The following is a 22,449-nucleotide window of genomic DNA, read 5'->3' as shown; positions in this document are numbered from 1 at the left end:
GCTTCATAATGTTAATGATGGGGCCATCAGGCGTATCATTTCAATAGGTTGAGAAACATAGTATAAGCTTAAGATAATCCGATTAAAGAAGGAATCTAAAGGGCTTATGGATAAATGTACTCAAGAAGAGTTATTGTATGTGATGGAGGAATGGTTAAGAAAACATTATCTTTCATAGGAGCTGTAGTTGTGAGAAAACAAAAAATTTTATTATGTATTTTATTAGGACTTTTAATGACGGTAGTGGCTTGCGATAAGCAAGAAGAACCAGAATCGAAACCGGTTCATGTGAAAAATGAAAAGAAAAAAGAGAAGCATAAAGAACAGGAAGAATCTAAAGAAGAGAAAAGTATAAATTTAATGGACAAACAGTTGTTACTTTCAGCTACTCTTGGAGACACAGAGACAGCTATGAAGTTGATTCAGGATGGAGCGAATATAAACGTAGAAGGTGACAACGGAGAAACGCCTGTCCTTGCAGCGACGTACCAAAATCATGTAGAGACAGTTAAAGCATTAATTGGTGCAGGTGCTAATATTGAAATTAAAGATGAGAAAAAAAGTAATCCACTTCTTTATGCAAGTAGAGAAGGATATACGGATATTGTAAAAGTATTAATTAATGCAGGAGTTAATACGAAAGAAACGACTAGGTCAGGTGGGACAGCACTTATTTCTGCATCTGAACGTGGCCATGTAGAGGTTGTTAAAGAATTATTAGAGCATACAGATATTGATGTGAATTATAAAAATGAACGTGGTGGAACAGCGCTATTAGAAGCAATTGTATTAGGAAATGGTAGTGAAAACCATAAGAAAGTAATTCAATTGCTTATTGATCACGGTGCAGATGTAAACATGGCTAACAAGGAACATCTGACGCCACTGCAATACGCTGAAAAAAGAGGTTTTAAAGATATTGTAAATATGTTGAGGGTAGCTGGAGCGAATGAAGTAGTACAGCCACAACAACCAGTAGAGTAAAAAACGAAAAATAATCCCATTTAGATAGACAGAATGAAGAAATCAGTTAGTATGATGGATTCAGTAATGTGTATTTGAATGGGATTTTTATTTTGAACATGAAAAATAGATTATGAATGGATGGTATATGGAGTAAATAAGGAGGCAACCTTATTTGGCAATTGTAAAAAATGAAAAAGTAGTTTCTGTTTGTTGCAGTGCCAGAAGTACGCCCGTAGCTGCTGAGGCAAGTGTGGAAACTTTAGCGGAGTTTCAAGGGAACGGATATGGTACTGATGTTGTTACAGCCTGGGCCATATCAATACAAGAGAAAAGGCGCATTCCACTTTATAGTACCGCTTGGGATAACTTTAGTTTGCAAGCAGTGGCAAGCAAACTAAAAATCATTAAATATGGAATGAATTTACATATTGATTGAATTTTAAGTATTGTTTCGTTCTATTTATTTATATTTTAATATCTAGATTAATGTAAAAATGATGTGGTGAATATTAACATTCGATTAACACCTAATTAACAATCTATCAAAACTGACTTAATAAATGCGTAATATAGTAAAGGTAACAAAATAACTAGGGTAGAGAATATTTGAGAACACCCACTTACATATAATGTGCCACTTTCTTAGGTGTGCTCTATTCCCTAGAGTTCAAATAAGGAGAAAGGCGTTCTATGTAAGTAGGTGTTTTTAGTTTGGATAAAAATAGAACAGTTAGGTGGAATAAATGTTTAAAGAACCTTATATTGCGATGATAAAGGGTTGGAAAGGATACAAAGCATACAAAAAATTGCCGAAAACAGTTTTTCTTATGACTGGTTCAATGCTGGAATTACCAGAGCGTGTATATGAATTGCAGAAACATGGACATGATGTATTTCTTCATTGTGATTTTATACAAGGTTTAAATACGAATACAGAGGAAGCGCTTTTGTATATTCAAGATGTTATCGGGGCACAAGGTATTATTTCAACAAAGGGTTCGACAATTCGAAATGCTAATAAAATTGGATTGAAAACAATTCAACGTATTTTTATTGTAGATACTTTATCTCTTACTAAATCAATTGAAAATTGTAAAACGACTAAACCAAATGCAGTAGAGATTATGCCGGGGATTATGCCTTCTATAATTAAACAGCTAGTAGAGGAAATAGAGTTTCCTATTATTGCAGGCGGGTTGATTCAAACGCGAGAAGATGCGGAAATTGCAATTCGTGCAGGAGCAAGTGCGATTTCAACAAGTCATTATGAAGTATGGATACATGAAGAAAAAAGGAGTGCAACTTTGTGATTGAATTGAAAAATGTTTCAAAGGTATATAAAAATGCAGAAGAGACAGCGGTTAAAGGCGTATCGGTTCATATTAAGAAGGGCGAATTTTTTGTTTTAGTTGGACCTTCGGGATGCGGGAAAAGCACATTATTACGAATGATCGCTGGCTTAGAAGAGATTTCTTCGGGAGATTTAATTATTAATGAACGTGTTGCAAATGATCTAGAGCCGAAAGACCGTAATCTATCAATGGTATTTCAAAATTATGCATTATATCCACACTTATCTGTAGAAGAAAATATTTTATTTGGACTTAAGGTAAGAAAAGTACAAAAAGAAGAGCGACAAAAGCGACTAATGGAAGCTATTGAAATGGTAGGACTGAAAGAGTATGTGAAAATGAAACCAGGTCAATTATCAGGCGGACAAAGACAGCGTGTTGCGCTTGCTAGGGCGATCGTGAGTCAAGCACCAATCTGTTTAATGGATGAACCACTTTCGAATTTAGATGCGAAATTACGTGCGCAAATGAGAATTGAAATTAGAGAAATTCAGCAGCGATTAGGAATTACGATGATTTACGTTACCCACGATCAAATAGAAGCGATGACTATGGGAGATCGTATCATGGTTTTAAATAAAGGAAGTATACAGCAAGTTGGAACACCACTTGACATATATAACGAACCAGCAAACGAATTTGTTGCAAGCTTTATAGGTTCTCCTTCTATGAATATAAATGATGGGGAAGTAAATAAAGAAAAAGGTGTATTACATATAGGACAATTGCAAATTCCATTATCTATTAGACAGTTAAAGCAATTACCAGAAGGAACAATTCGCATAGGCATGCGCCCTGAGCATATTGCACTGTCTGAGGAGGGACAAGAAGTGACGTTGCAATCTGTAGAAGTATTAGGGAATGAATCTATATTGAACTTTGCGGTAAATGGAACAACTTGGAGTGCGAAAGTTATCGGACAGTTACTCCTGAACAAAGGTGACAAAGTAAAATTATTATTCTCGCAAGAAAAGTTATGCTTCTTTAACGAAAACACGAATGAACGCTTAAAAGTGGTAGCTGAAGAAGAGTTGAAAGTGGTGGCGAAATAATGATCGAAGTAAGTAAGTTACCAGTTCAAACAAAGGTGTCAAAAAAGAAAAAATTATGGGAGAGAACGAAAGATTTAAGAATAGGATTATTGTTTTTGGCGCCATCTATTTTGCTATTTTCGATTTTTCTGTTCTATCCATTGTTTAGGACGATTTATTATAGTTTTTATTTAACCGATATACATGGAGAAGCTAATCTCTTCGTTGGCTTAGAAAATTATCAATATTTATTCTCTGATCCAGCCTTCTACAAAAGTATAAAATCAACTTTATTATTTGTTTTATATACAGTTCCTACGAGTATTATATTTGCTTTGTTTCTTGCATTGATTGCAAATGGAAAGGTAAGAGGTATTGGGTTATTCCGAGTTCTGTTTTCTTCGACGATGGGAATATCAGTAGCTGCTAGTGCAGTGATTTGGCTATTTTTATTTCATCCAAGTGTAGGATTATTTAATAATATATTAGCCTCTATGAACCTTCCTGCAATCGCATGGTTAACGAGTCCGGACTGGGCACTATTCTCTGTATCAGTTACAACAGTTTGGGTGAATACAGGTTTTGCATTTTTAGTTATATTAGGTGGTTTACAAAATATTGATACGTCTTTATATGAGAGTGCATCTATAGATGGTGCTAGTTATTTATATAAGCTTCGCCGTGTTACATTACCGATGCTATCGCCAACTTTATTCTTTATTGTAACAGTAACATTAATTAGTGCGTTCCAAAGCTTTGGACAAATTGATATTTTAACGCACGGTGGACCAAATGATGCAACGAATTTAATTGTGTACTCGATTTATAAAGAGGCGTTTGTGAATCATCAATTTGGAACAGCAAGTGCACAAGCGATGGTATTATTTGTTTTCATTTTCGTTGCTACATTACTTCAATTTAAGTTTGCTGAGAGAAAGGTGCATTATAAATGATTGTTAAACAGTGGAAACAAAATTTCCTATTATACATGCTACTCATTATTATTGCAGTGATGGTGTTTTTTCCTGTACTGTATGCATTTTTAATAAGCTTTATGACACCAGACGATATTCAAATGAGAAGGTTATTTCCGACCCAGTTTACTTTTGATAATTTCATTAATATTTTTCAAAAAGTACCGCTTTTTACATACTTATATAACAGTTTAATTGTATCGACAGTCGTTATGATTGGACAACTTATCGTATCAAGTTTAGCAGCTTATGCTTTTGTTTTTCTTCAGTTTAAAGGGAGAAACTTAATTTTCTTCCTGTTTATTTCAACGATGCTTATTCCGTGGGAAGCAACGATGGTGCCTAACTTTTTAACGATTCAAAACTTTGGCTGGATCAATAGTTTCGCCGGGATGACAGTGCCGTTTTTTGCAACAGCTTTCGGTATTTTCTTGTTACGCCAACATTTTATGACACTCCCGAATGAACTGAAAGAAGCTGCTTTTATTGAAGGGATTGGAAATATAAGATTTTTATTCAGCGTTGTAATACCGTATTGTAAAACGAGTTTTATTACGCTTGGAGTATATAGCTTTTTAACAACATGGAATATGTATTTATGGCCACTTTTAGTGACCACTGATGAAAAAGTAAGAACAGTGCAAATCGGTGTAAAGCAGCTTCAGTCTCAAGAAGTTGCAACTGATTGGGGAAGTGTAATGGCCGGTGTTACGGTTATCGTTATTCCAACATTGATTTTACTATTTTTAGGACAAAAACAATTACAACAAGGATTAACAAAAGGTGCAATTAAATAACTAAGAGAAGGTGAGCTTAAAATGAGTTTAGTAAAAAAAGGTGCTGCTCTATTAATGGCAGCAACAATGGCATTATCTAGTGCCGCTTGTTCAAATAGTAAAACAGAGGGAAAACCTGAAGCGCAGGCAAAAGTAGCACCAGTTGAAAAAAATGGTGATAAAACTGTAATTCGCTTCTGGCATGCGATGGGTGGAAAAACACAAGGTGTACTAGATGGTCTTGTTGCAGACTATAATAAGTCACAAAATAAATACGAGATAAAGGCAGAGTTCCAAGGGACATATGAAGAGTCTTTAACAAAATTTAGAACGATGTCTGCAACGAAAGAAGCGCCAGCTCTTGTTCAATCGAGTGAAATTACAACGAAATATATGATTGATAGCAAAAAAATCACACCAATTGATAGCTGGATAAAAAAAGATAAGTACGATACGTCAAAATTAGAAAAAGCAATTACAAATTATTATTCAGTTGATGGAAAAATGTATTCTATGCCATTTAATTCATCTACACCAGTATTAATTTATAATAAAGATGCTTTTGCAAAGGCGGGCTTAGATCCAGAGAAAGCTCCGAAAACATATGCGGAATTACAAGAAGCAGCGAAAAAGTTAACGATTAAAGAAGGTGGAAATGTAAAACAATATGGATTCTCCATGCTTAACTATGGTTGGTTCTTTGAAGAATTGTTAGCGACACAAGGTGCTTTATATGTAGATAACGAAAACGGCCGTAAAGATGCTGCAAAGAAGGCGGTATTTAACGGTAAAGAAGGACAGAAAGTATTTGGAATGTTAGATGATTTAAATAAAGCTGGCGCACTTGGAAAGTATGGAGCAAGTTGGGATGATATTCGTGCCGCGTTCCAGTCTGGACAAGTTGCTATGTATTTAGATTCTTCAGCAGGTGTTCGTGATTTAATTGATGCATCTAAGTTTAATGTAGGTGTTTCATATATTCCGTATCCAGAGGATTCGAAACAAAATGGTGTTGTTATTGGTGGAGCATCATTATGGATGACGAATATGGTTTCAGAAGAAACGCAACAAGGTGCTTGGGACTTTATGAAATATTTAACGAAGCCAGACGTACAAGCAAAATGGCATACTGCAACAGGTTATTTCTCAATTAATCCAGATGCATATAATGAGCCATTAGTAAAAGAGCAATATGAAAAATATCCGCAGTTGAAAGTAACAGTAGATCAACTGCAAGCGACGAAGCAAACTCCGGCAACACAAGGTGCTTTAATTAGTGTATTCCCAGAATCAAGAGATGCAGTTGTAAAAGCATTAGAAGCAATGTATGACGGGAAGAATAGTAAAGAAGCGTTAGATGAAGCTGCCAAAGCAACAGATAGAGCAATTAGCATTTCAGCTCGTACGAGTCAAAAATAAGAGAAAGCCGTATCCTTAAAAGGGATACGGCTTTCTCTATAGGGAGATAAGGGATCAAAGAAATGATGAAGTCTTATCTCTTTTATATGAGTAAAGGGTCTAGAGTGAATGTTGTCCTTTTCATTATTTATTTAACTCCATTGCGACTTGTTTACCATTTACGAAAACCTCTACTACCGCTACTACAACTTCCATTACTTTTTTCATCTCTCATCTCTCCTTATTTTTTGTTTCATTTCTTACTCTCAGTATAAGGAAATACAGTAATTACAACTATCGAATTGGATGACAAGAGACTTACATTGTTGTAAGGATAATAGTTTAGTTTGTAATAAAGTGAAACTGTAATCAGTGGGGGGCTTACTGCCCGTTAATGCGGGATTTCAATTCTGAACTTTCTGTCGTTTTGAACTATAATTAGAAAGAGGGGGGATAATATGAAAAGAATTCTTGTTATTAGTGATATTCATGGAGAGATAGAAAAGTTCGAACAGTTATTGGAAGAAGCTCAATATGATGCGAAACAGGATCAATTAATCTTACTGGGAGATTATGTAGATCGTGGTCCAAATGCGCGTGCTGTAATTGAAAAGGTAAGAGAATTGAAAGAAGAGGGAGCACTCATTTTAAAAGGAAATCATGAAGATATGATGATTAAGGCGTTAACGACAAATGAGGAACGTTCATGGAACCATTGGGTAAAAAGAAATGGTGGAGATAAGACATTATATAGCTATGGATTTGTAGAAGAGGATATTGCGGTTAATGAGAAAGACTTCCAAAAACCGATGTTACAATCTCGTGTATTAGAGGAACATATAAAGTTTATTCAAGAATTAGATCATTACATTGAAACAGAAGAGTATATATTTGTACATGCTGGGGTTGAACCGATGAAACGAGTTTCTGAATCTGAACCATATACGTTAATGTGGATCCGTAATGAATTTCATAATGGATATAGTGGTGAAAAGGTTGTTGTATTTGGGCATACGGAAACAAAAACGCTTCATGGTAGTGAGGATTGCGGAGTGTATTTTGGGAGTAATCGTATTATTGGAATTGATGGCGGGGCTGTGTATGGTGGTCAGCTAAATTGTTTGGAGTTGCCGAGTAAAAAGGTATATGTAATAAAAAATTGAAAGAGATAAGAGGAATCTTATTTCTTTCAATTTTTTATTAAGCTAAATTTAAGACAAAGTTTTTATAATAAAACTTCAAAATTTTAGAAGGAAATAGTTAAAAATGAAAATACGTAATGTAACTACATTCTTTTTTTATGAAGAGAAGAAATGTAATAATAAATAGAATTGAACTATTTGATGGAAGGTGAGAGCATGCGATTACTTGTAGTAGAAGATAATGCCTCGTTATTAGAGTCTATCGTACAAATTTTGCGTGATGAATTTGAAGTAGATACGGCAATAAATGGAGAAGATGGATTGTTTTTAGCGCTTCAAAATATATATGATGCAATTTTGCTGGATGTGATGATGCCAGGGATGGACGGATTTGAAGTAATTCAAAAAATACGTGATGAAAAGATTGAAACACCAGTCCTGTTTTTGACAGCGAGAGATTCTTTAGAAGATCGGGTGAAGGGATTGGATTTTGGTGGAGATGACTATATAGTTAAGCCATTCCAGGCCCCTGAATTAAAAGCGAGAATTCGCGCTTTACTACGCAGAAGTGGTAGTTTAACAACCCAGCAAACGATTCGTTATAAAGGGATTGAATTGTTCGGAAAAGATAAAGACGTTCAAGTAGATGGACAAAGTATTAAGTTGACATTGAAACAATATGAGCTACTAGAGTATCTCATTCAAAATAGCGGGAAGATTTTAATGCGTGAACAAATTTTTGATCGTGTTTGGGGATTTGATTCAGATACGACAGTAGCCATTGTGGAAGTGTATGTGCATCATTTGCGTAAAAAATTAGAACCATTCGGTTATCAGAAAGATATTCAAACCGTTCGAGGTATTGGATATATATTAAAAGAACAATGAAAAAGGGAAGTATGTTTCAAAAGACACGCATTCGTTTGACTATAGTGAATTCATTAGTATTTATCCTATTAATAGGTATATTAGGTAGTATTATTTATTCATACACATATAAGCGTATTTATAATGAAGTGGATCAATCTATAAAAATGATGGCTCAGTATAGAGAAAAATTAGATGTTAAAATACCACCAAGAAAACGTATGGAGAATATCCAAATTGGAGATCCGCGAGTAACTAGAATAACTTGGAATGGGAAAATAGTGAAAATAGAGGGCGATAACCGTAAATTCCGTTCTATTTTTGAAGAGAATTTGGAAAAGTTTTCTCCGGAAAAAATAGGGGAGTTACAAGATATCAAAGTACAAGGACGATATTTTAGAGCATTTTCGCTTCAAAAAGATGGAGAAATAGTTCAAATCGTGCGAGATATAACAGCGGAAGAAGGAATGTTAAATACTTTATTTTTAATTCTTATTATAGGTTGTAGCATAGGAAGTTTATGTGCAATAGGAATCGGCTTTTTCTTAGCTGGTAGGGCACTCGTACCTATTCAAAATTCATGGGAGAAACAGCAGCAATTCGTTTCTGATGCATCACATGAACTCAGGACACCACTTGCAGTTATTCAATCAAAAACGGATGTTTTATTCCAGTCACCATCCGCTACGATAGAAGAAAAAGCGATGGATATTTCTACAATTTCAAAAGAATGTAGGCGGTTATCGAAACTCGTTAGTAATTTATTATTGCTAGCACGTTCTGATTCTAATCAAATTGAGATGGATAAGAAAACATTTGAACTTGATAAATTGTTAGAAGAAATAGTAGCTCCATATAAGGAGATTGCTTCTTATCAAGAAAAAGAAATGATGCTAAAAGTAGAACGTGGTGTATCTTTTATGGGGGATAGAGAGCGGATTCATCAAATGATGGTCATACTGTTAGATAATGCGATGAAGTATACAAACGAAGGTGGGCATATTCAAATCGATTGCACGCAAACGAGTAGTTCAATTCGTATACATGTGAAAGATGACGGGATAGGAGTGAAAGAAGAAGATATTCCGAAATTATTTGATCGTTTTTATCAAGGGGATAAAGCAAGAAGTACGTCAGAAGGAGCTGGATTAGGTCTTTCAATCGCAAATTGGATTGTAGAAAAGCATTATGGAAAAATATCAGTAGAGAGCAAATGGGGAGATGGAACTTGCTTTGAAGTGATTTTCCCTAAAAATCAAAAAATATAAGTAAGAAGACGATCTTGTTTTTACAAGGTCGTCTTTTTTAAGGGAAAGTTAAGAAACTATTTATATTATGTATGGCATAAAGAAAGTTCGTTACATGAAGAAGAGACTAGGTGTATGTGAGTGAGTTTTATCAATCATAATGTTATCTCAAGCAGCGATGAGATGTATGTATAGTATTAAAAAAACTAGGGGAATGATGGGAAAGAAAGTATAAGAGGGAGGAATTAATTTTGAAAAAGAAAATGATGACGGTATTCACTATTGGAGTAATGAGTTTAAGTATATTAGGGGGTGCCTCTCCTTCTGAAACACAAAAAGGAAAGACAGATTACACACAGCGCAGTAAAGAACAATTGAACAATGGTAAGATACATGCAGTGCATACAGAAGAAAAAGCAGAGAAACTAGGTATTGAAACGGAAGGAAAAGAACAAATTACACTAGAAAAAGAAATTCATGAAACAGAAGTAGGAAGGGAAGCACAGCAGTTAGGCATATCGATTGAAGGAAAAGATGTTGGGACGCTGTCAGAAGAAATCTATGAAACAAAAGTAAAGCAAGAAGCGTTAAAGCTAGGTATATCTATAGAGAATACATCAATTGTAGATTTAATTACTCAAATTAATGCGATTAAAATTAAAGATGAAGCAGATAAATTAGGTATTTCGACAGATGGACAAGAAATCGAAGACATCGCGGAAGAAATCTACGGAAAGAAAGTAAGAGAAGAAGCAGGAAAGTTAGATATTTCTCAAAAAGGAAAAGAAATTGAAGAGTTAGCACAAGAAGTGTACGAACAAAAAGTACAGGAAGAAGCAAAAAAATATCATATTGATTTGTATGGTAAAGATATATATCAAATATTAAGAGAAATTAATGAACAAATGGTGCTACAAATGGCAGATGAGCTTAATATGGATAAAATGAATATGAATATTCAAGAGTTAGCGGAAAAGATAAAAAAAGATCAGCCTGAAAAAGGAAAAGAACTAAATTTTGTACCGATGATACGAACGGATGCTGACGCATTTTATTCTTATTTAACGAATTAATAAGGGCGTGAAAGCGATAAGAAAATTGAAGTGGTATATATGTACAGCTTTACTAGGTACAGCAATATGGAGTGTATATACAAATGGAATTCCAAAGTATGTAGAGAAGTTAACATTCTCAAATATACAAAGAGGAAAAGAAACGGAGTTTAGTAATAACGATGAAAAAGTCATCTTATCAAATGTTCCATTAATTCAGCAGTTACCAGAATTGGATAGAGGCTGTGAAGTGACAAGCTTAGCGATGATGTTACAATACGCTGGTGTTTCAGTGGATAAGATGACATTAGCAAATGAAATAAAAAAAGTTGATTTTATAGACGATGGTGTGCGCGGGAATCCAAATGAAGGATTTGTAGGTAATATTTATACATTCTCTGAATCAGGATACGGTGTATATCATGGGCCACTTTTTCAGTTAGCGGAAAAATATTTACCTAATAAAGCTGTAGACTTAACAGGGAAGAATATAGAAGAAATTTATAAGAGTGTAAAAGCAGGGAAACCTGTAGTCATGATCACGAATGCAACATTTGCACCATTAGATGAAGATGAATTTACTACATGGGAAACAAATAGTGGAGATGTTTCTATTACGTATAATGAACATTGTGTTGTACTTATTGGGTATGATCAGGAATCTGTATATATTCGAGATCCACTTGAGGATAGCTTAGATGTAAAAGTACCGAGAGAAACCTTTGAACAGGCATGGGCACAAATGGGAAGTCAGGCAATTAGTTATGTAAAGAGCGCTAAATAAATTAGGAAGAAGATTTTTAGTAATATGACTATAAGGTGAAGGATAAAACATTTGAGGATTATAAGAGAAGTTTTATAGAGTAGAAGCTGTTAAGAAATAAGAGAACTTTAGCATATATAATGCTAAAGTTCTCTTGTTTTTATGATTAAAATACTTATAGGGAGTAAATATGTAAAAATGCATAATTGAAGAAAAAATTACATTTTATCATTATATATTGTTTTATATATGTTAATTGTATAAAATGACACAAGTATCCACATTACATAAAGGAGGCTTATTATGCAAAAAGTATTTAACTGGGTTAAATGTATGAGTATCAATAAAAAATTAATCATTTCATTTTTTATTATTTTAACTATACCAGGAATTATTATCGGTGGTGTTTCATATCAAACTGCCAAAACAAATTTTGAACATCAAATGACAGATAAGGCAAAGGAGAATATTTCGATTTTAAATACTGTTATTTCTCAAAATATAGAAGAGAAATTTGTTGATGCGACGTACTTTGCAGACATCTTAACAGAGGATACATATCCAAATGGACAAGAAGAAATAGTAAGAACGAAGTTAGCACAATATATAAAGCTTCATCCAGAAGTAGAAGGTATTTATATTGGAACAGAGACGGGAAAGTTTATAAGAGAACCATTTATTCAAATGGCTGATGGGTATAATCCAACAGATAGATCTTGGTATAAAGAAGCACATGAAAATAAAGGGAAAGTAATTGTTACTGCGCCATATCAGTCAGCATCTACAAAAAATATGGTAGTGACAATTGCGAAAGAAGTAAAAGATGGTAAAGGTGTTATAGGAATTAATTTAAACTTAGATAACATCTTAAAAATTTCCAAAATGATTAACATTGGTGAAAAAGGTTATGCAGTTATTTTAGATCAAAATAAGCAAATTGTTAGTCATCCATCTAGAAAACCAGGTACAAAAGTTACTGATCCTTGGATTAAACCAATTTATGAAGATAAACAAGGAAATGTGTCTTATACAGAACAAGATGATAAAAAGAATTTAATCTTTGCAACAAATGAGAAAACAGGCTGGAAAGTAGTTGGCGTTATGTTCGATGAAGAAATTACCCAAGCTGCAAATCCAGTGTTTTATAAGACTTTAATTGTTATTGCTATCGCTATTGTATTTGGTAGTGTATTAATTTATTTCATTACAAAGTCTATTACAAGGCCATTACGAAAAATAGCTGAATCGGCACATAAAATTAGTAAGGGAGATTTAACAGAGAAAATTACAATCCATTCCAAAGATGATATAGGGAAACTAGGGAATTCATTTAATGAAATGTCTACGTCTTTACAAGATGTTATTACCCAAATTAGCTTTTCAGCAGAACATGTTGCAGCATCGGCAGAAGAGTTGACAGCGAGCGTACAGCAAGCGAATGATGCGACAGATCAAATTACAATTGCAATGGAGCAAGTATCAGGTGGGGCTGAATCACAAAGCCAAGGTGTTGAAGAAGGTGCGGCTACATTACAACAAGTAAATACAGCAATTCAAGATGTAACTGGAAGCGCAGAGTCAATTTCTATTTCCTCATTACATGCGCGAGAAAGAGCTGAAGAGGGAGAAGATTTAGTTGAACAAACCGCAAAACAAATGCAGTCTATTTCTAGGTCGGTATCCGAGTCAGATGCTATTATTAAACTTCTTGATGAGAAATCAAAGCAGGTAGGAGCTATTTCTGAAGCAATTCAAAATATCGCTACTCAAACGAACTTATTAGCTTTAAATGCGGCTATTGAAGCAGCAAGAGCAGGTGAACAGGGACGAGGATTTGCTATTGTAGCAGATGAGGTTAGAAAATTAGCAGAGCAATCAGGAGAGTCATCTGGAGAGATTGCAAATTTAATTGCAGAAATTAAGGCGGATATTGAACATACTGTTAAGGCAATGGATAATGTGAATGGAGAAGTTCAACAAGGCCTTGATGTTGTAACAAAAACGAAAGTAAGTTTTACGGAAATTTTAAGTTCTACTACACATATTGTTTCTCAAGTTAATCAAATGGTAGAAACAACGAAGAGAATTGCGGGAGATGCAAATGAAGTGACAAATGCTATTGATGAAATTGCAGCGGCTGCAGAAGAAAATACAGCTAGTATGCAAAGTGTTGCAGCTTCAACAGAAGAACAAGTTAATTCAATGGAAGAAATTAGTTCTGCTTCGCAAAACTTAGCTGGGATGGCAGAAGAATTACAAGCGATGACTAGTAAATTTAAAGTATAATAACAGCAGATAAGTAAGGTGAAAATAATATCACCTTACTTATTTTTCTATTCAGCAATTAGGGGAGTCATTAACGGGATGAAAAAAAGAAAAAGACTATGGAATTTATGGAAAACGATTACATTGTTAGTTTGTACAGTTGTGATTTTTTCTTTACTTGTGACAGATATATTAATTAGTCACAATGTAGAACGGACAACGGAGGATAACCAAGCAGAGAAAGCAAAAACAATTGCACACATTGTGGCGAATGATTCGATTGTAATCGATGGCTTGATTGGGAAAGCAGATACTTCTGCAATCCAAACGTATACAAATAGGATATTAAAAAACACAGGTGTTCAATTTATTGTAGTTATGGACATGAATGGAATAAGAAAATCACATCCAAATCCTCAAAAAATAGGTCATCATTTTATTGGGGGAGATGAAGGGCCTGCATTGAAAGGAAAGGAACATGTATCACTGGCAGAAGGAACTTTAGGTATTTCAATGCGAGTGTTTGTACCTGTATTTTCTGAAACGGGTGAACAGCTTGGAGCGGTGGCGGTCGGTATTTCAGCAGATAATGTAAAAGAGAGAGTTAAGGAAAGTAGATATATCATTTATATTGGAGTTGGAGTTGGAGTATTAGTCGGAATTATAGGAGCGATATTGCTAGCTAGACATATAAAGAAAAGCTTATTCGGTCTTGAACCTCACAGGATAGCAAAAATTCTTGAAGAAAGAAATACGATGCTACAATCTGTAAAGGAAGGTATTATTGCTGTAGATAAAGAGGCTAGAGTAACGCTAATTAATAATGAAGCGAAACGTCTATTTAAAAAAAGCGGACTTGAAGAAGATTTTATCGGTAAAGATGTTGAGTTGTATATGCCGAATTCACGTATAAAAGAAGTATTGCAAACGGGAGAAGTACAATTAAACGAAGAACAAAATATTTATGGAATTACGATTGTGACGAATCGAGTTCCTTTATATGTAAAAGGAGAAATAGTTGGCGCAATTGCAACATTTCGTGATAAAACAGAGATTCGAAAACTAGCAGAGGAACTAACTGGTATTAGACTATATGCAGAAGCATTACGGGCACAATCTCATGAGTTTATGAATAAGATGCATGTCGTATTAGGGCTTACACATATGAAACAGTATGAAGAATTACAGAAGTATATAAGCGGTATGGTATCAGAGCATCAATATGAAATTGGTGGAGTTATGAAAAGAATAAAAAATCCAGTATTTGCTGGTTTTTTACTAGGTAAGCTCAGCTATGCTAGAGAGAAGAATATCAAATTAATTATAAGTGAAGATTCTCATATGCCGGAAATAGATGATGAAAGTATTACTCATGAACTTATTACGATTGTGGGAAATTTAATTGATAATGCGTTAGAGGCAGTGACGAATTGTGAAAAGAAGCAAGTTGAAGTTGAGATACAATATGGGGATATATTAACTATTACAGTACAAGATACGGGAAAAGGTATACAAGAAAAAGAAATAGAGGCATTATTTACGAAAGGTTATTCAACAAAGGGAGATAACCGCGGTTATGGTTTGTATCTTGTAAAAGAAAGTATACAGCGAATAAATGGGGAAATTGATATACATTCATTAGTAGGAAAGGGAACAACGATAACAATTGAAATACCTAAAGGTAGGGATGAGAGGCAAATATGATTAAAGTTTTAATTGTAGAAGATGACCCGATGGTAGCAATGTTAAATACGCATTATTTAGAGCAAGTAGGAGGGTTTGAACTTGTTCAAGCAGTTAACTCAGTAAAGTCGGCGATAGAAGTATTAGAGAAATCACGAGTGGATTTAGTATTACTTGATATTTTTATGCCTGAAGAGACTGGGTTTGAGCTTTTAATGTATATTCGGAATCAAGAAAAAGAAATCGATATTATAATGATTTCAGCTGTACATGATATGGGGAGTATTAAAAAAGCATTACAATACGGAGTTGTAGATTATTTAATTAAACCATTTACATTCGAACGATTTAAAGAGGCATTAACTATATATCGAGAAAAACTTACTTTCATGAAAGAACAACAAAAGCTTAGTCAATCGGAATTAGATTCGTTAATTTTACAAAAAGAAAAAAGAGAGCCTACTGTCACTAAAGAGCTTCCGAAAGGATTAACGAAGCAAACGTTGCAATTAATTTGGCAGAAGATCGAGTCGTTGAATGGACGAGCGTTTACAACAGATGAAATGGCACAATTAGTTGGAATTTCAAGAGTTTCTATTCGGAAATATGTAATGTTTCTGACTGACATTGGGGTGTTAGAAAACGAAATGATGTACCAACATGTGGGAAGACCTGTAAGTAAATTAAGATGTGTTAATCAAAAGAAAATAGAGTTTTACGTATAAGCGACTTAGTATAAGTCGCTTATACTTTTTTTAATTACAAAATCAATTACAAAACTTACAAAAACTATTTTTACTATTGAAAGCGTTTTAATATTGTTATTAAGAAAACGAGGGGGTGCCATATGGGAATTCAAAAGAATGTGGAAGCGGTATCATTTTCTGAAGGAAATGAAGTACAAAGAGAATCTTTCGCTTCTAAAATTATGAATGTAAAAATCGGTGTTATACCTTTACCGTTATATGTAGTATTGGCTGCTATTATTTATGGGGCATCTGTATATAATAAATTGCCAGCAGATATGATTGGTGGATTTGCAGTTATTATGATCATGGGGATTTTCTTAGGCGATATTGGGATGAGAATTCCAATTTTAAAAAATATCGGCGGTCCAGCAATACTTTCGTTATTTATTCCATCATTACTTGTATTTTTTAACTGGATGAATCCAGCTTCAATGGAAGCTGCGACTATGTTAATGAAAAAATCGAACTTTTTATATTTATATATTTCTTGTTTAGTAGTCGGAAGTATTTTAGGAATGAACCGTAAAGTGTTAGTACAAGGTTTCGTTCGCATGTTTATTCCTTTAGTAGTAGGGACGTTAGCTTCTGTAGCAGTAGGGTTATTGGTCGGTTCATTATTTGGATTTGAAATGAAGCACACATTCTTCTTTATCATCGTACCAATTGTAAGTGGTGGTATCGGGGAAGGGATTTTACCATTGTCGCTAGCTTATAGTGATATTTTAAATGAATCGTCAGCAACGTTTGTATCACAGCTTATTCCAGCAGCTATTATTGGAAATATGTTCGCAATTGTAAGTGCAGGGTATATGAAGCGTTTAGGTGAGAAGAAACCGGAGCTTAGTGGTAACGGTGTATTAGTGAAAACAGACAATCAAGCAGAATTATTAAAAGAACAAAATACAGAGAAGCCAATTGACTTCTCATTAATGGGAGCAGGTTTATTAATTGCGTGTACGTTCTTCATCTTCGGAGGATTTGCTTCTAAGTTCATCGGTATTCCTGGGGCAATCATTATGATTTTTTCAGCAGCACTTGTGAAATACTTTAAATTAATGCCAGCAAAAATGGAGCAAGGAGCATTCCATTTATATAAATTTATTTCGAAGAATTTAACTTGGCCTTTAATGGTTGGATTAGGATTGCTATATATTCCGTTAAAAGACGTAGCAGCAGTTCTTTCAGTAGGATATGTTGTTGTGTGCGCATCGGTTGTTCTTACAATGGTAGCATCAGGTTTTATTGTAGGGAAAGTGATGAAGATGTATCCAGTTGAATCGGCGATTGTAACTGGATGTCATAGCGGTTTAGGTGGAACTGGAGATGTTGCTATTTTATCAGCTTCAAATCGTATGGAATTAATGCCGTTCGCGCAAATTTCTACTCGTTTAGGCGGAGCCGCAATGGTTGTAACAGCGACAATATTATTAAAAATGTTTTCATGATCAAACAAGCTAGCTATATTCATATAGCTAGCTTGTCAAATTAAGGGGAGATTATAAGTATGTTAGCAAATCAAATTAATGAAAGATCATTGTTATTGCATAAAGAATTAGTAGGGAAAATTGAAATTACAAGTAAAGTGGAAGTAAATTCAGCGGATGATTTAAGCCTGACGTATACACCAGGTGTAGCGGAGTCTTGTAAAGCAATTGCGGCAGATGAAGAAACGGTGTATGACTATACAGCACGTGGTAATATGGTGGCAGTTGTTTCAGATGGAACAGCGGTACTTGGTTTAGGAAACATTGGACCGAAAGCGGCTATGCCTGTTATGGAAGGAAAAAGTATTTTATTTAAGAAATTTGCGAATGTAGATGCTTTCCCATTATGTTTAGGCACAACGGATGTAGATGAAATCGTTACCCTTGTAAAAAATTTAGAGCCTACATTTGCAGGGATTAATTTAGAAGATATTGCAGCACCACGTTGTTTTGAAATTGAAAAACGATTAAAAGAAGAGACGAATATTCCTGTATTCCATGATGATCAACATGGAACAGCTATTGTCGTTTTAGCAGCTGTTATTAATGCATTAAAAGTTGTTAGCAAACAAATGGATAATGTGAAAATCGTTATTAACGGTGCGGGTTCGGCAGGAATTGCAATTGGAAAATTATTATTAAAGGCTGGTGCAAAGCACATTACGCTAGTTAGCCTAGAAGGTATTGTTTGTGAAGGTGAAACATGGATGAACGAAGCACAAATTGAAGTTTCAAAAAAGACAAATCGTGAACATGTGCGTGGAACGTTAAAAGAAGCGATTCACCAAGCTGATATTTTTATTGGCGTATCTGCTCCTAACGTATTAACGAAAGAACTTGTACAGACGATGAATGAGAAAGCAATTGTGTTTGCAATGGCGAATCCAATTCCAGAAATCTTCCCTGAGGATGCATTAGAGGCTGGGGCAGCTGTAGTAGGAACTGGGCGCTCGGATTATGCGAATCAAGTAAATAATGTATTGGCGTTTCCCGGAATATTCCGCGGTGCGTTAGATGTGCGCGCAACTGATATTACAGAAGAGATGAAATTAGCGGCAGCATATGGGATCGCTAACATCATTACTGACGAAGAACGTAATGCGAATTATGTAATCCCGAATCCATTAGATAAAAGAGTTGTTCCAAGTGTTGCAGAAGCAGTAGCGAAAGCAGCTATTGATTCGGGCGTGGCGCAAATTACGAAAATACCAAGTTATTAATAGCTAAAAGCAGTGCCTAAAAGGCACTGCTTTTTTGAGATAAGAAATCAAAATAATGAAGAAGTGTAGAATTATTTATGTTTCTTCACTATTTATTTAATTCCATTGCAACTTGTTTACCATTCACTAAAACCTCAGTTACTGCTACGATTACTTCTATCATTTTTTTCATCTCTCATCTCTCCTCGTTTCATTTCTTACTTTAAGTATAAGAGAAGAGAGATAATTCAACTATCGAAGTACATGCCGTAGAAATTACATTGTTGTAAGAAAGTGGTTTATTTTTGTCACTTTACTCAGCAGTGATTACAAACTGATCATAATATTTTTCATTCACATATATATTTAATAACCATAATCCAGATGAAGGTAGTGACATAGTGAGAGGGAGTTCGTTTGCAGTAGAATCGATTGTATTTGAAGTGGTCCAAGTTTGTTTGGAAGTTTCTTTTTGAAAGAGTACTGGTGTCGGAGTTACAGATCCTTGTTTTAGCGCAATAATAGACAATTTTCCAGTTGGTATTTCAGAATCTAGAAAGTACCACATTATTTCATTTTGTTCATTCGCGATAATAGGACTATCAGCCATTGCGATTTTTCCTTCGATGCCTTTTAAAGGTATTTTTCCGTCTATGAATGAGGGGGCTTCTTCCCAATTTACATCTTTTAAAACACTAAGATGAAAGAAGGAAGGTGCGTTCACTTGATTGGATGACGTTGCGACAGCTTCAGTTTTAGATGCTTTTGAATCAGGTTGTGCTGGTGTGCATCCAGTGATGAGGAAGGAGAGAAGTAGCATAGTTCCGATTTTTTTCATGGTGCCACACTCCTAGTTTTTATTGTTAGTGTAATTGTATTTGCTAGAAGGCGGGACAATTCCTTTAAAGTATAAAAAGAGGTCGTAAGTTTTGTACGACCTCTTTTGACATTTTTTATCCCGTAAAAGCCCGATTGGTGTAGGTTAATAATCAGTGGGAGATAGCCCCACTAATTAAAGTTTCACTTTATACTTGTTCAGTTGTATAGGTTGGTTCGGTTTCTTTTTGAGGCATCGTCAAAAAAATAACGGACAGAACGATACATACGCCGCCTAATAATTGATATGTTCCAAAAGATTCATTTAGCCAAGTAATTGAAACGATGGCAGCTACAAGGGGTTCAATGCTAGATAAAATGCTTGTTTCTGTTGCTGCTAAATATTTAAGACTACCGATATATAGAAGGAAAGAAAGGGTACCACTAATAATGATAAGGATAAGCATAGAAAAAGTTTTTAGTGTAAGGGTTTGTGAAAAGTGATTCCACCCGAATGAACGATTATAAATAAGTAGTGCAATTCCTCCGATTAACATCCCCCAACCAATTACTACAGTTGTCCCACATTCTTTAATGAGAGAAGCCGGATGAAGGGTATAAAATGCAAATCCAATTGCTGTTAATAGTCCAAAAATAATAGCTTCTTTAGATAAAACAACATTTTCAATTGAGCCATTTGTAATAATAAAGTATGTTCCTATTAGCGCGGCTATAATTGCGAATAGTTGCATGGAAGCAGGGAATTTTCTTTGTTCAAATGCAACATACATGGTTATAAGAACAGGACCTAGAAATTGAAATAGTGTTGCTGTGACCGCGTTACTAATATGAACTGTTTCGATAAAGGCGTATTGCGCACCAAGCATGCCGAGAATAGAGAAAATAATAAGTTGTATAAAATATCTAGGGTGTTTCCAAATTTGAAATATGTTTTGTTTCTTTATAAGTAAGAAAGACAAAATAAATATTCCTGCGAGCAACAATCGAATTGTTAAAAAATCAATTGAGGATACATTAGTATGTTGAAATAGCCACTGAATCATTGGACCAGATAATCCCCATAATGTAGCCCCTGTAATAATCATAATGAGTCCGATACGTCTACCATTGTTCATTATCATGTTTCTCCTCTCCAGTATTTGATTTTTTATGTGTGACATGATAAAAGGAATTATATATAACTTCTGGTACTGTAAAAAGTATCAGATTTTATTTTTATTAAGGGGTCAGATATTATGTTAGAATTAACGCCTAATTTAAATATGAATAGTAAAAAGGCATTGTATGTGCAATTGTATGAGTATATAAAAAAAGAAATTAAAGATGGATCGATTGTCCCTTTTACGAAATTACCGGCTAAGCGAAAGTTAGCGATACATTTACAAGTAAGTAAAAATACAGTAGAGGCAGCGTACGAACAATTACTTGCAGAAGGTTATATTGAGTCGATATCGAGAAAAGGTTATTTTGTATGCAAGATTGAGCAAATGGTTCATATAGAGGATAGCGGAGAGAGAATAGAAGAAGTACTGTTTCAGGAGAAGAGTTATAAATTTGACTTTACACAAACAGGAATTGATACAAATGCTTTTCCATTCAATATGTATCGGAAAATTGTAAATGAAATATGGCAGCCGCATAATAACGAACTTCTCTTTCTAGGACACCCTCAAGGGGAAGCGAGCTTAAGAGAAGAGATTACGAATTATTTGTATGAATCTAGAGGTGTACGTTGTTCAGCTAGTCAAATTATATTAGGAGCGGGAACACAAATATTAGTGAAACTATTGTTTCAATTGTTAAAGGGAAGCAATTATGCAGTTGAAAACCCAGGGTATCATAGAAAGATGGTTGTTTTTGAAAAGGGGGAAGCAAGAGTCCAAATGTTATCTTTAGATAGAGATGGAATTTGTATTGCAGATTTAGAAAATAGCAATGCGAATGTTGTATTTGTTACACCTTCCCATCAGTTTCCATATGGAATGATTATGCCTATTACGAGAAGGATGCAGCTTTTACAATGGGCAAAGAAAGAAGAGAGCAGGTATATTATTGAAGATGATTACGATAGTGAATTTCGCTATTCTGGAAAGCCTATACCGGCGCTGCAAGGGTTAGATACAGAGGGGAAAGTTATTTATATGGGGACGCTATCTAAAGCATTATTGCCATCGCTACGGATGAGCTATATGGTGTTGCCGAAGAAATTAATTAAAAAGTATCAACAGCAATATTTATTTTATACACAAAGTGTTTCAAGAATGGACCAAGAAGTGATTAGAAGATTTTTAAATGAAGGCTATTGGGAAAAACATATTCATAAAATGCGTGTCGTCTACCGAAAGAAGAGAGATCGACTTGTTTTTGAAATAGAGAAGTATTTCTCTAATCGTGTTGAAGTGATAGGAGAAGATTCGGGATTACACATTTTATTAAAAGTGCATAATGGAATGCGGGAAGAAGAATTAATTCAAGAAGCTGCGAAACATAGTATCAAAATATATCCTGTGTCTACGTACTATAAAGACGGTACGGCGCCTGAGAGTGTAGTTTTACTTGGGTTTGCGATATTATCAGAGGAAGAAATTGCGAAAGCGATTCAATTATTACACACGGCATGGTTTACAAGAAAGTAAAAAACATCCTCCAAACATGAGGATGTTT

At 34.6% G+C, this 22,449-nt stretch carries 19 protein-coding genes and 1 pseudogene; 18 read left to right on the top strand and 2 right to left on the bottom strand.

Going from position 1 to position 22,449, the window contains the following annotated elements:
* The first annotated feature begins 114 nt into the window (after positions 1-114).
* From BUA87_RS23940 to BUA87_RS23860, 17 genes and pseudogenes are all read left to right on the top strand, one after another.
* On the top strand, positions 115-984 hold the full coding sequence (locus BUA87_RS23940) for an ankyrin repeat domain-containing protein (RefSeq protein WP_000287336.1): 870 nt from the start codon (positions 115-117) through the stop codon (positions 982-984).
* 142 nt (positions 985-1,126) lie between these two features.
* Positions 1,127-1,402: pseudogene (locus BUA87_RS23935) on the top strand (GNAT family N-acetyltransferase); the annotation flags it as partial.
* Positions 1,403-1,709: 307 nt separating this feature from the next.
* Positions 1,710-2,276 (top strand): glycerol-3-phosphate responsive antiterminator, encoded by a 567-nt coding sequence (locus BUA87_RS23930; protein ID WP_072941019.1) that lies wholly within the window; start codon positions 1,710-1,712, stop codon positions 2,274-2,276.
* On the top strand, positions 2,273-3,370 hold the full coding sequence (ugpC, locus tag BUA87_RS23925; protein WP_000571387.1) for an ABC transporter ATP-binding protein: 1,098 nt from the start codon (positions 2,273-2,275) through the stop codon (positions 3,368-3,370). Before BUA87_RS23930 ends, ugpC begins: the two co-directional genes overlap by 4 nt.
* Positions 3,370-4,302, top strand: a complete 933-nt coding sequence (locus tag BUA87_RS23920; RefSeq protein WP_000573797.1) for a carbohydrate ABC transporter permease — start codon at positions 3,370-3,372, stop codon at positions 4,300-4,302. Before ugpC ends, BUA87_RS23920 begins: the two co-directional genes overlap by 1 nt.
* The gene (locus BUA87_RS23915; RefSeq protein WP_072941016.1) at positions 4,299-5,120 is read left to right on the top strand and encodes a carbohydrate ABC transporter permease; all 822 of its coding nucleotides are present in this window, start codon (positions 4,299-4,301) and stop codon (positions 5,118-5,120) included. Before BUA87_RS23920 ends, BUA87_RS23915 begins: the two co-directional genes overlap by 4 nt.
* Before the next feature lie 21 nt (positions 5,121-5,141).
* Entirely contained in the window at positions 5,142-6,518 is a 1,377-nt protein-coding gene (locus BUA87_RS23910; RefSeq protein WP_000060580.1) for an ABC transporter substrate-binding protein, read from the top strand.
* A 437-nt stretch (positions 6,519-6,955) separates the two neighbouring features.
* Positions 6,956-7,660: a metallophosphoesterase family protein gene (locus BUA87_RS23905; RefSeq protein WP_000821970.1), complete on the top strand. Its 705-nt coding sequence runs from the start codon at positions 6,956-6,958 to the stop codon at positions 7,658-7,660.
* 195 nt (positions 7,661-7,855) lie between these two features.
* Entirely contained in the window at positions 7,856-8,527 is a 672-nt protein-coding gene (locus BUA87_RS23900) for a response regulator transcription factor (RefSeq protein ID WP_001238623.1), read from the top strand.
* Positions 8,524-9,774, top strand: a complete 1,251-nt coding sequence (locus BUA87_RS23895) for a sensor histidine kinase (protein WP_080017751.1) — start codon at positions 8,524-8,526, stop codon at positions 9,772-9,774. Before BUA87_RS23900 ends, BUA87_RS23895 begins: the two co-directional genes overlap by 4 nt.
* Before the next feature lie 230 nt (positions 9,775-10,004).
* On the top strand, positions 10,005-10,826 hold the full coding sequence (locus tag BUA87_RS23890; protein ID WP_072941014.1) for a transporter: 822 nt from the start codon (positions 10,005-10,007) through the stop codon (positions 10,824-10,826).
* 7 nt (positions 10,827-10,833) lie between these two features.
* Positions 10,834-11,589, top strand: coding sequence for a C39 family peptidase (locus BUA87_RS23885; RefSeq protein ID WP_071714237.1), 756 nt, complete (start codon positions 10,834-10,836; stop codon positions 11,587-11,589).
* 282 nt (positions 11,590-11,871) lie between these two features.
* Positions 11,872-13,854 (top strand): methyl-accepting chemotaxis protein, encoded by a 1,983-nt coding sequence (locus BUA87_RS23880; protein ID WP_071714238.1) that lies wholly within the window; start codon positions 11,872-11,874, stop codon positions 13,852-13,854.
* 78 nt (positions 13,855-13,932) lie between these two features.
* Positions 13,933-15,537 carry a sensor histidine kinase gene (locus BUA87_RS23875; protein WP_065229735.1) on the top strand — a complete coding sequence of 535 codons (1,605 nt, stop codon included), beginning with the start codon at positions 13,933-13,935 and terminating at the stop codon, positions 15,535-15,537.
* Complete coding sequence (locus BUA87_RS23870) at positions 15,534-16,241, top strand: response regulator (RefSeq protein ID WP_000598688.1); 708 nt, start codon at positions 15,534-15,536, stop codon at positions 16,239-16,241. Before BUA87_RS23875 ends, BUA87_RS23870 begins: the two co-directional genes overlap by 4 nt.
* Before the next feature lie 122 nt (positions 16,242-16,363).
* Positions 16,364-17,710: a 2-hydroxycarboxylate transporter family protein gene (locus BUA87_RS23865; RefSeq protein ID WP_000512721.1), complete on the top strand. Its 1,347-nt coding sequence runs from the start codon at positions 16,364-16,366 to the stop codon at positions 17,708-17,710.
* A 59-nt stretch (positions 17,711-17,769) separates the two neighbouring features.
* On the top strand, positions 17,770-18,969 hold the full coding sequence (locus BUA87_RS23860; RefSeq protein WP_000880781.1) for an NAD(P)-dependent malic enzyme: 1,200 nt from the start codon (positions 17,770-17,772) through the stop codon (positions 18,967-18,969).
* Positions 18,970-19,261: 292 nt separating this feature from the next.
* On the opposite strand, the gene BUA87_RS23855 is transcribed toward BUA87_RS23860, so the two are convergent.
* Together BUA87_RS23855 and BUA87_RS23850 are read right to left on the bottom strand one after the other, a co-directional pair.
* Complete coding sequence (locus BUA87_RS23855; protein WP_000719680.1) at positions 19,262-19,786, bottom strand: DUF4871 domain-containing protein; 525 nt, start codon at positions 19,784-19,786, stop codon at positions 19,262-19,264.
* Positions 19,787-19,973: 187 nt separating this feature from the next.
* On the bottom strand, positions 19,974-20,900 hold the full coding sequence (locus tag BUA87_RS23850; protein ID WP_001059049.1) for a DMT family transporter: 927 nt from the start codon (positions 20,898-20,900) through the stop codon (positions 19,974-19,976).
* Positions 20,901-21,020: 120 nt separating this feature from the next.
* On the opposite strand from BUA87_RS23850, the gene BUA87_RS23845 reads away from it, so the two are divergent.
* Positions 21,021-22,421: a MocR-like pyridoxine biosynthesis transcription factor PdxR gene (locus tag BUA87_RS23845; RefSeq protein WP_000891880.1), complete on the top strand. Its 1,401-nt coding sequence runs from the start codon at positions 21,021-21,023 to the stop codon at positions 22,419-22,421.
* The last annotated feature ends 28 nt before the right edge of the window (positions 22,422-22,449 follow it).

It is taken from the genome of Bacillus sp. bc15, from assembly GCF_900142585.1.
Classification (GTDB): Bacteria; Bacillota; Bacilli; order Bacillales; family Bacillaceae_G; genus Bacillus_A; species Bacillus_A cereus.
The sequence above is the reverse complement of the archived record's forward strand: the minus strand, read 5'-3'. Positions and strand labels throughout refer to the sequence as shown.

Coding starts and splice junctions, on each gene's coding strand:
- BUA87_RS23910 (WP_000060580.1), top strand. CDS start 5,142: ATGAGTTTAGTAAAAAAAGGTGCTGCTCTATTAATGGCAGCAACAATG.
- BUA87_RS23930 (WP_072941019.1), top strand. CDS start 1,710: ATGTTTAAAGAACCTTATATTGCGATGATAAAGGGTTGGAAAGGATAC.
- BUA87_RS23900 (WP_001238623.1), top strand. CDS start 7,856: ATGCGATTACTTGTAGTAGAAGATAATGCCTCGTTATTAGAGTCTATC.
- BUA87_RS23870 (WP_000598688.1), top strand. CDS start 15,534: ATGATTAAAGTTTTAATTGTAGAAGATGACCCGATGGTAGCAATGTTA.
- BUA87_RS23860 (WP_000880781.1), top strand. CDS start 17,770: ATGTTAGCAAATCAAATTAATGAAAGATCATTGTTATTGCATAAAGAA.
- BUA87_RS23895 (WP_080017751.1), top strand. CDS start 8,524: ATGAAAAAGGGAAGTATGTTTCAAAAGACACGCATTCGTTTGACTATA.
- BUA87_RS23940 (WP_000287336.1), top strand. CDS start 115: ATGTACTCAAGAAGAGTTATTGTATGTGATGGAGGAATGGTTAAGAAA.
- BUA87_RS23880 (WP_071714238.1), top strand. CDS start 11,872: ATGCAAAAAGTATTTAACTGGGTTAAATGTATGAGTATCAATAAAAAA.
- BUA87_RS23855 (WP_000719680.1), bottom strand. CDS start 19,786: ATGAAAAAAATCGGAACTATGCTACTTCTCTCCTTCCTCATCACTGGA.
- BUA87_RS23915 (WP_072941016.1), top strand. CDS start 4,299: ATGATTGTTAAACAGTGGAAACAAAATTTCCTATTATACATGCTACTC.
- BUA87_RS23920 (WP_000573797.1), top strand. CDS start 3,370: ATGATCGAAGTAAGTAAGTTACCAGTTCAAACAAAGGTGTCAAAAAAG.
- BUA87_RS23850 (WP_001059049.1), bottom strand. CDS start 20,900: ATGAACAATGGTAGACGTATCGGACTCATTATGATTATTACAGGGGCT.
- BUA87_RS23875 (WP_065229735.1), top strand. CDS start 13,933: ATGAAAAAAAGAAAAAGACTATGGAATTTATGGAAAACGATTACATTG.
- BUA87_RS23905 (WP_000821970.1), top strand. CDS start 6,956: ATGAAAAGAATTCTTGTTATTAGTGATATTCATGGAGAGATAGAAAAG.
- BUA87_RS23845 (WP_000891880.1), top strand. CDS start 21,021: ATGTTAGAATTAACGCCTAATTTAAATATGAATAGTAAAAAGGCATTG.
- BUA87_RS23865 (WP_000512721.1), top strand. CDS start 16,364: ATGGGAATTCAAAAGAATGTGGAAGCGGTATCATTTTCTGAAGGAAAT.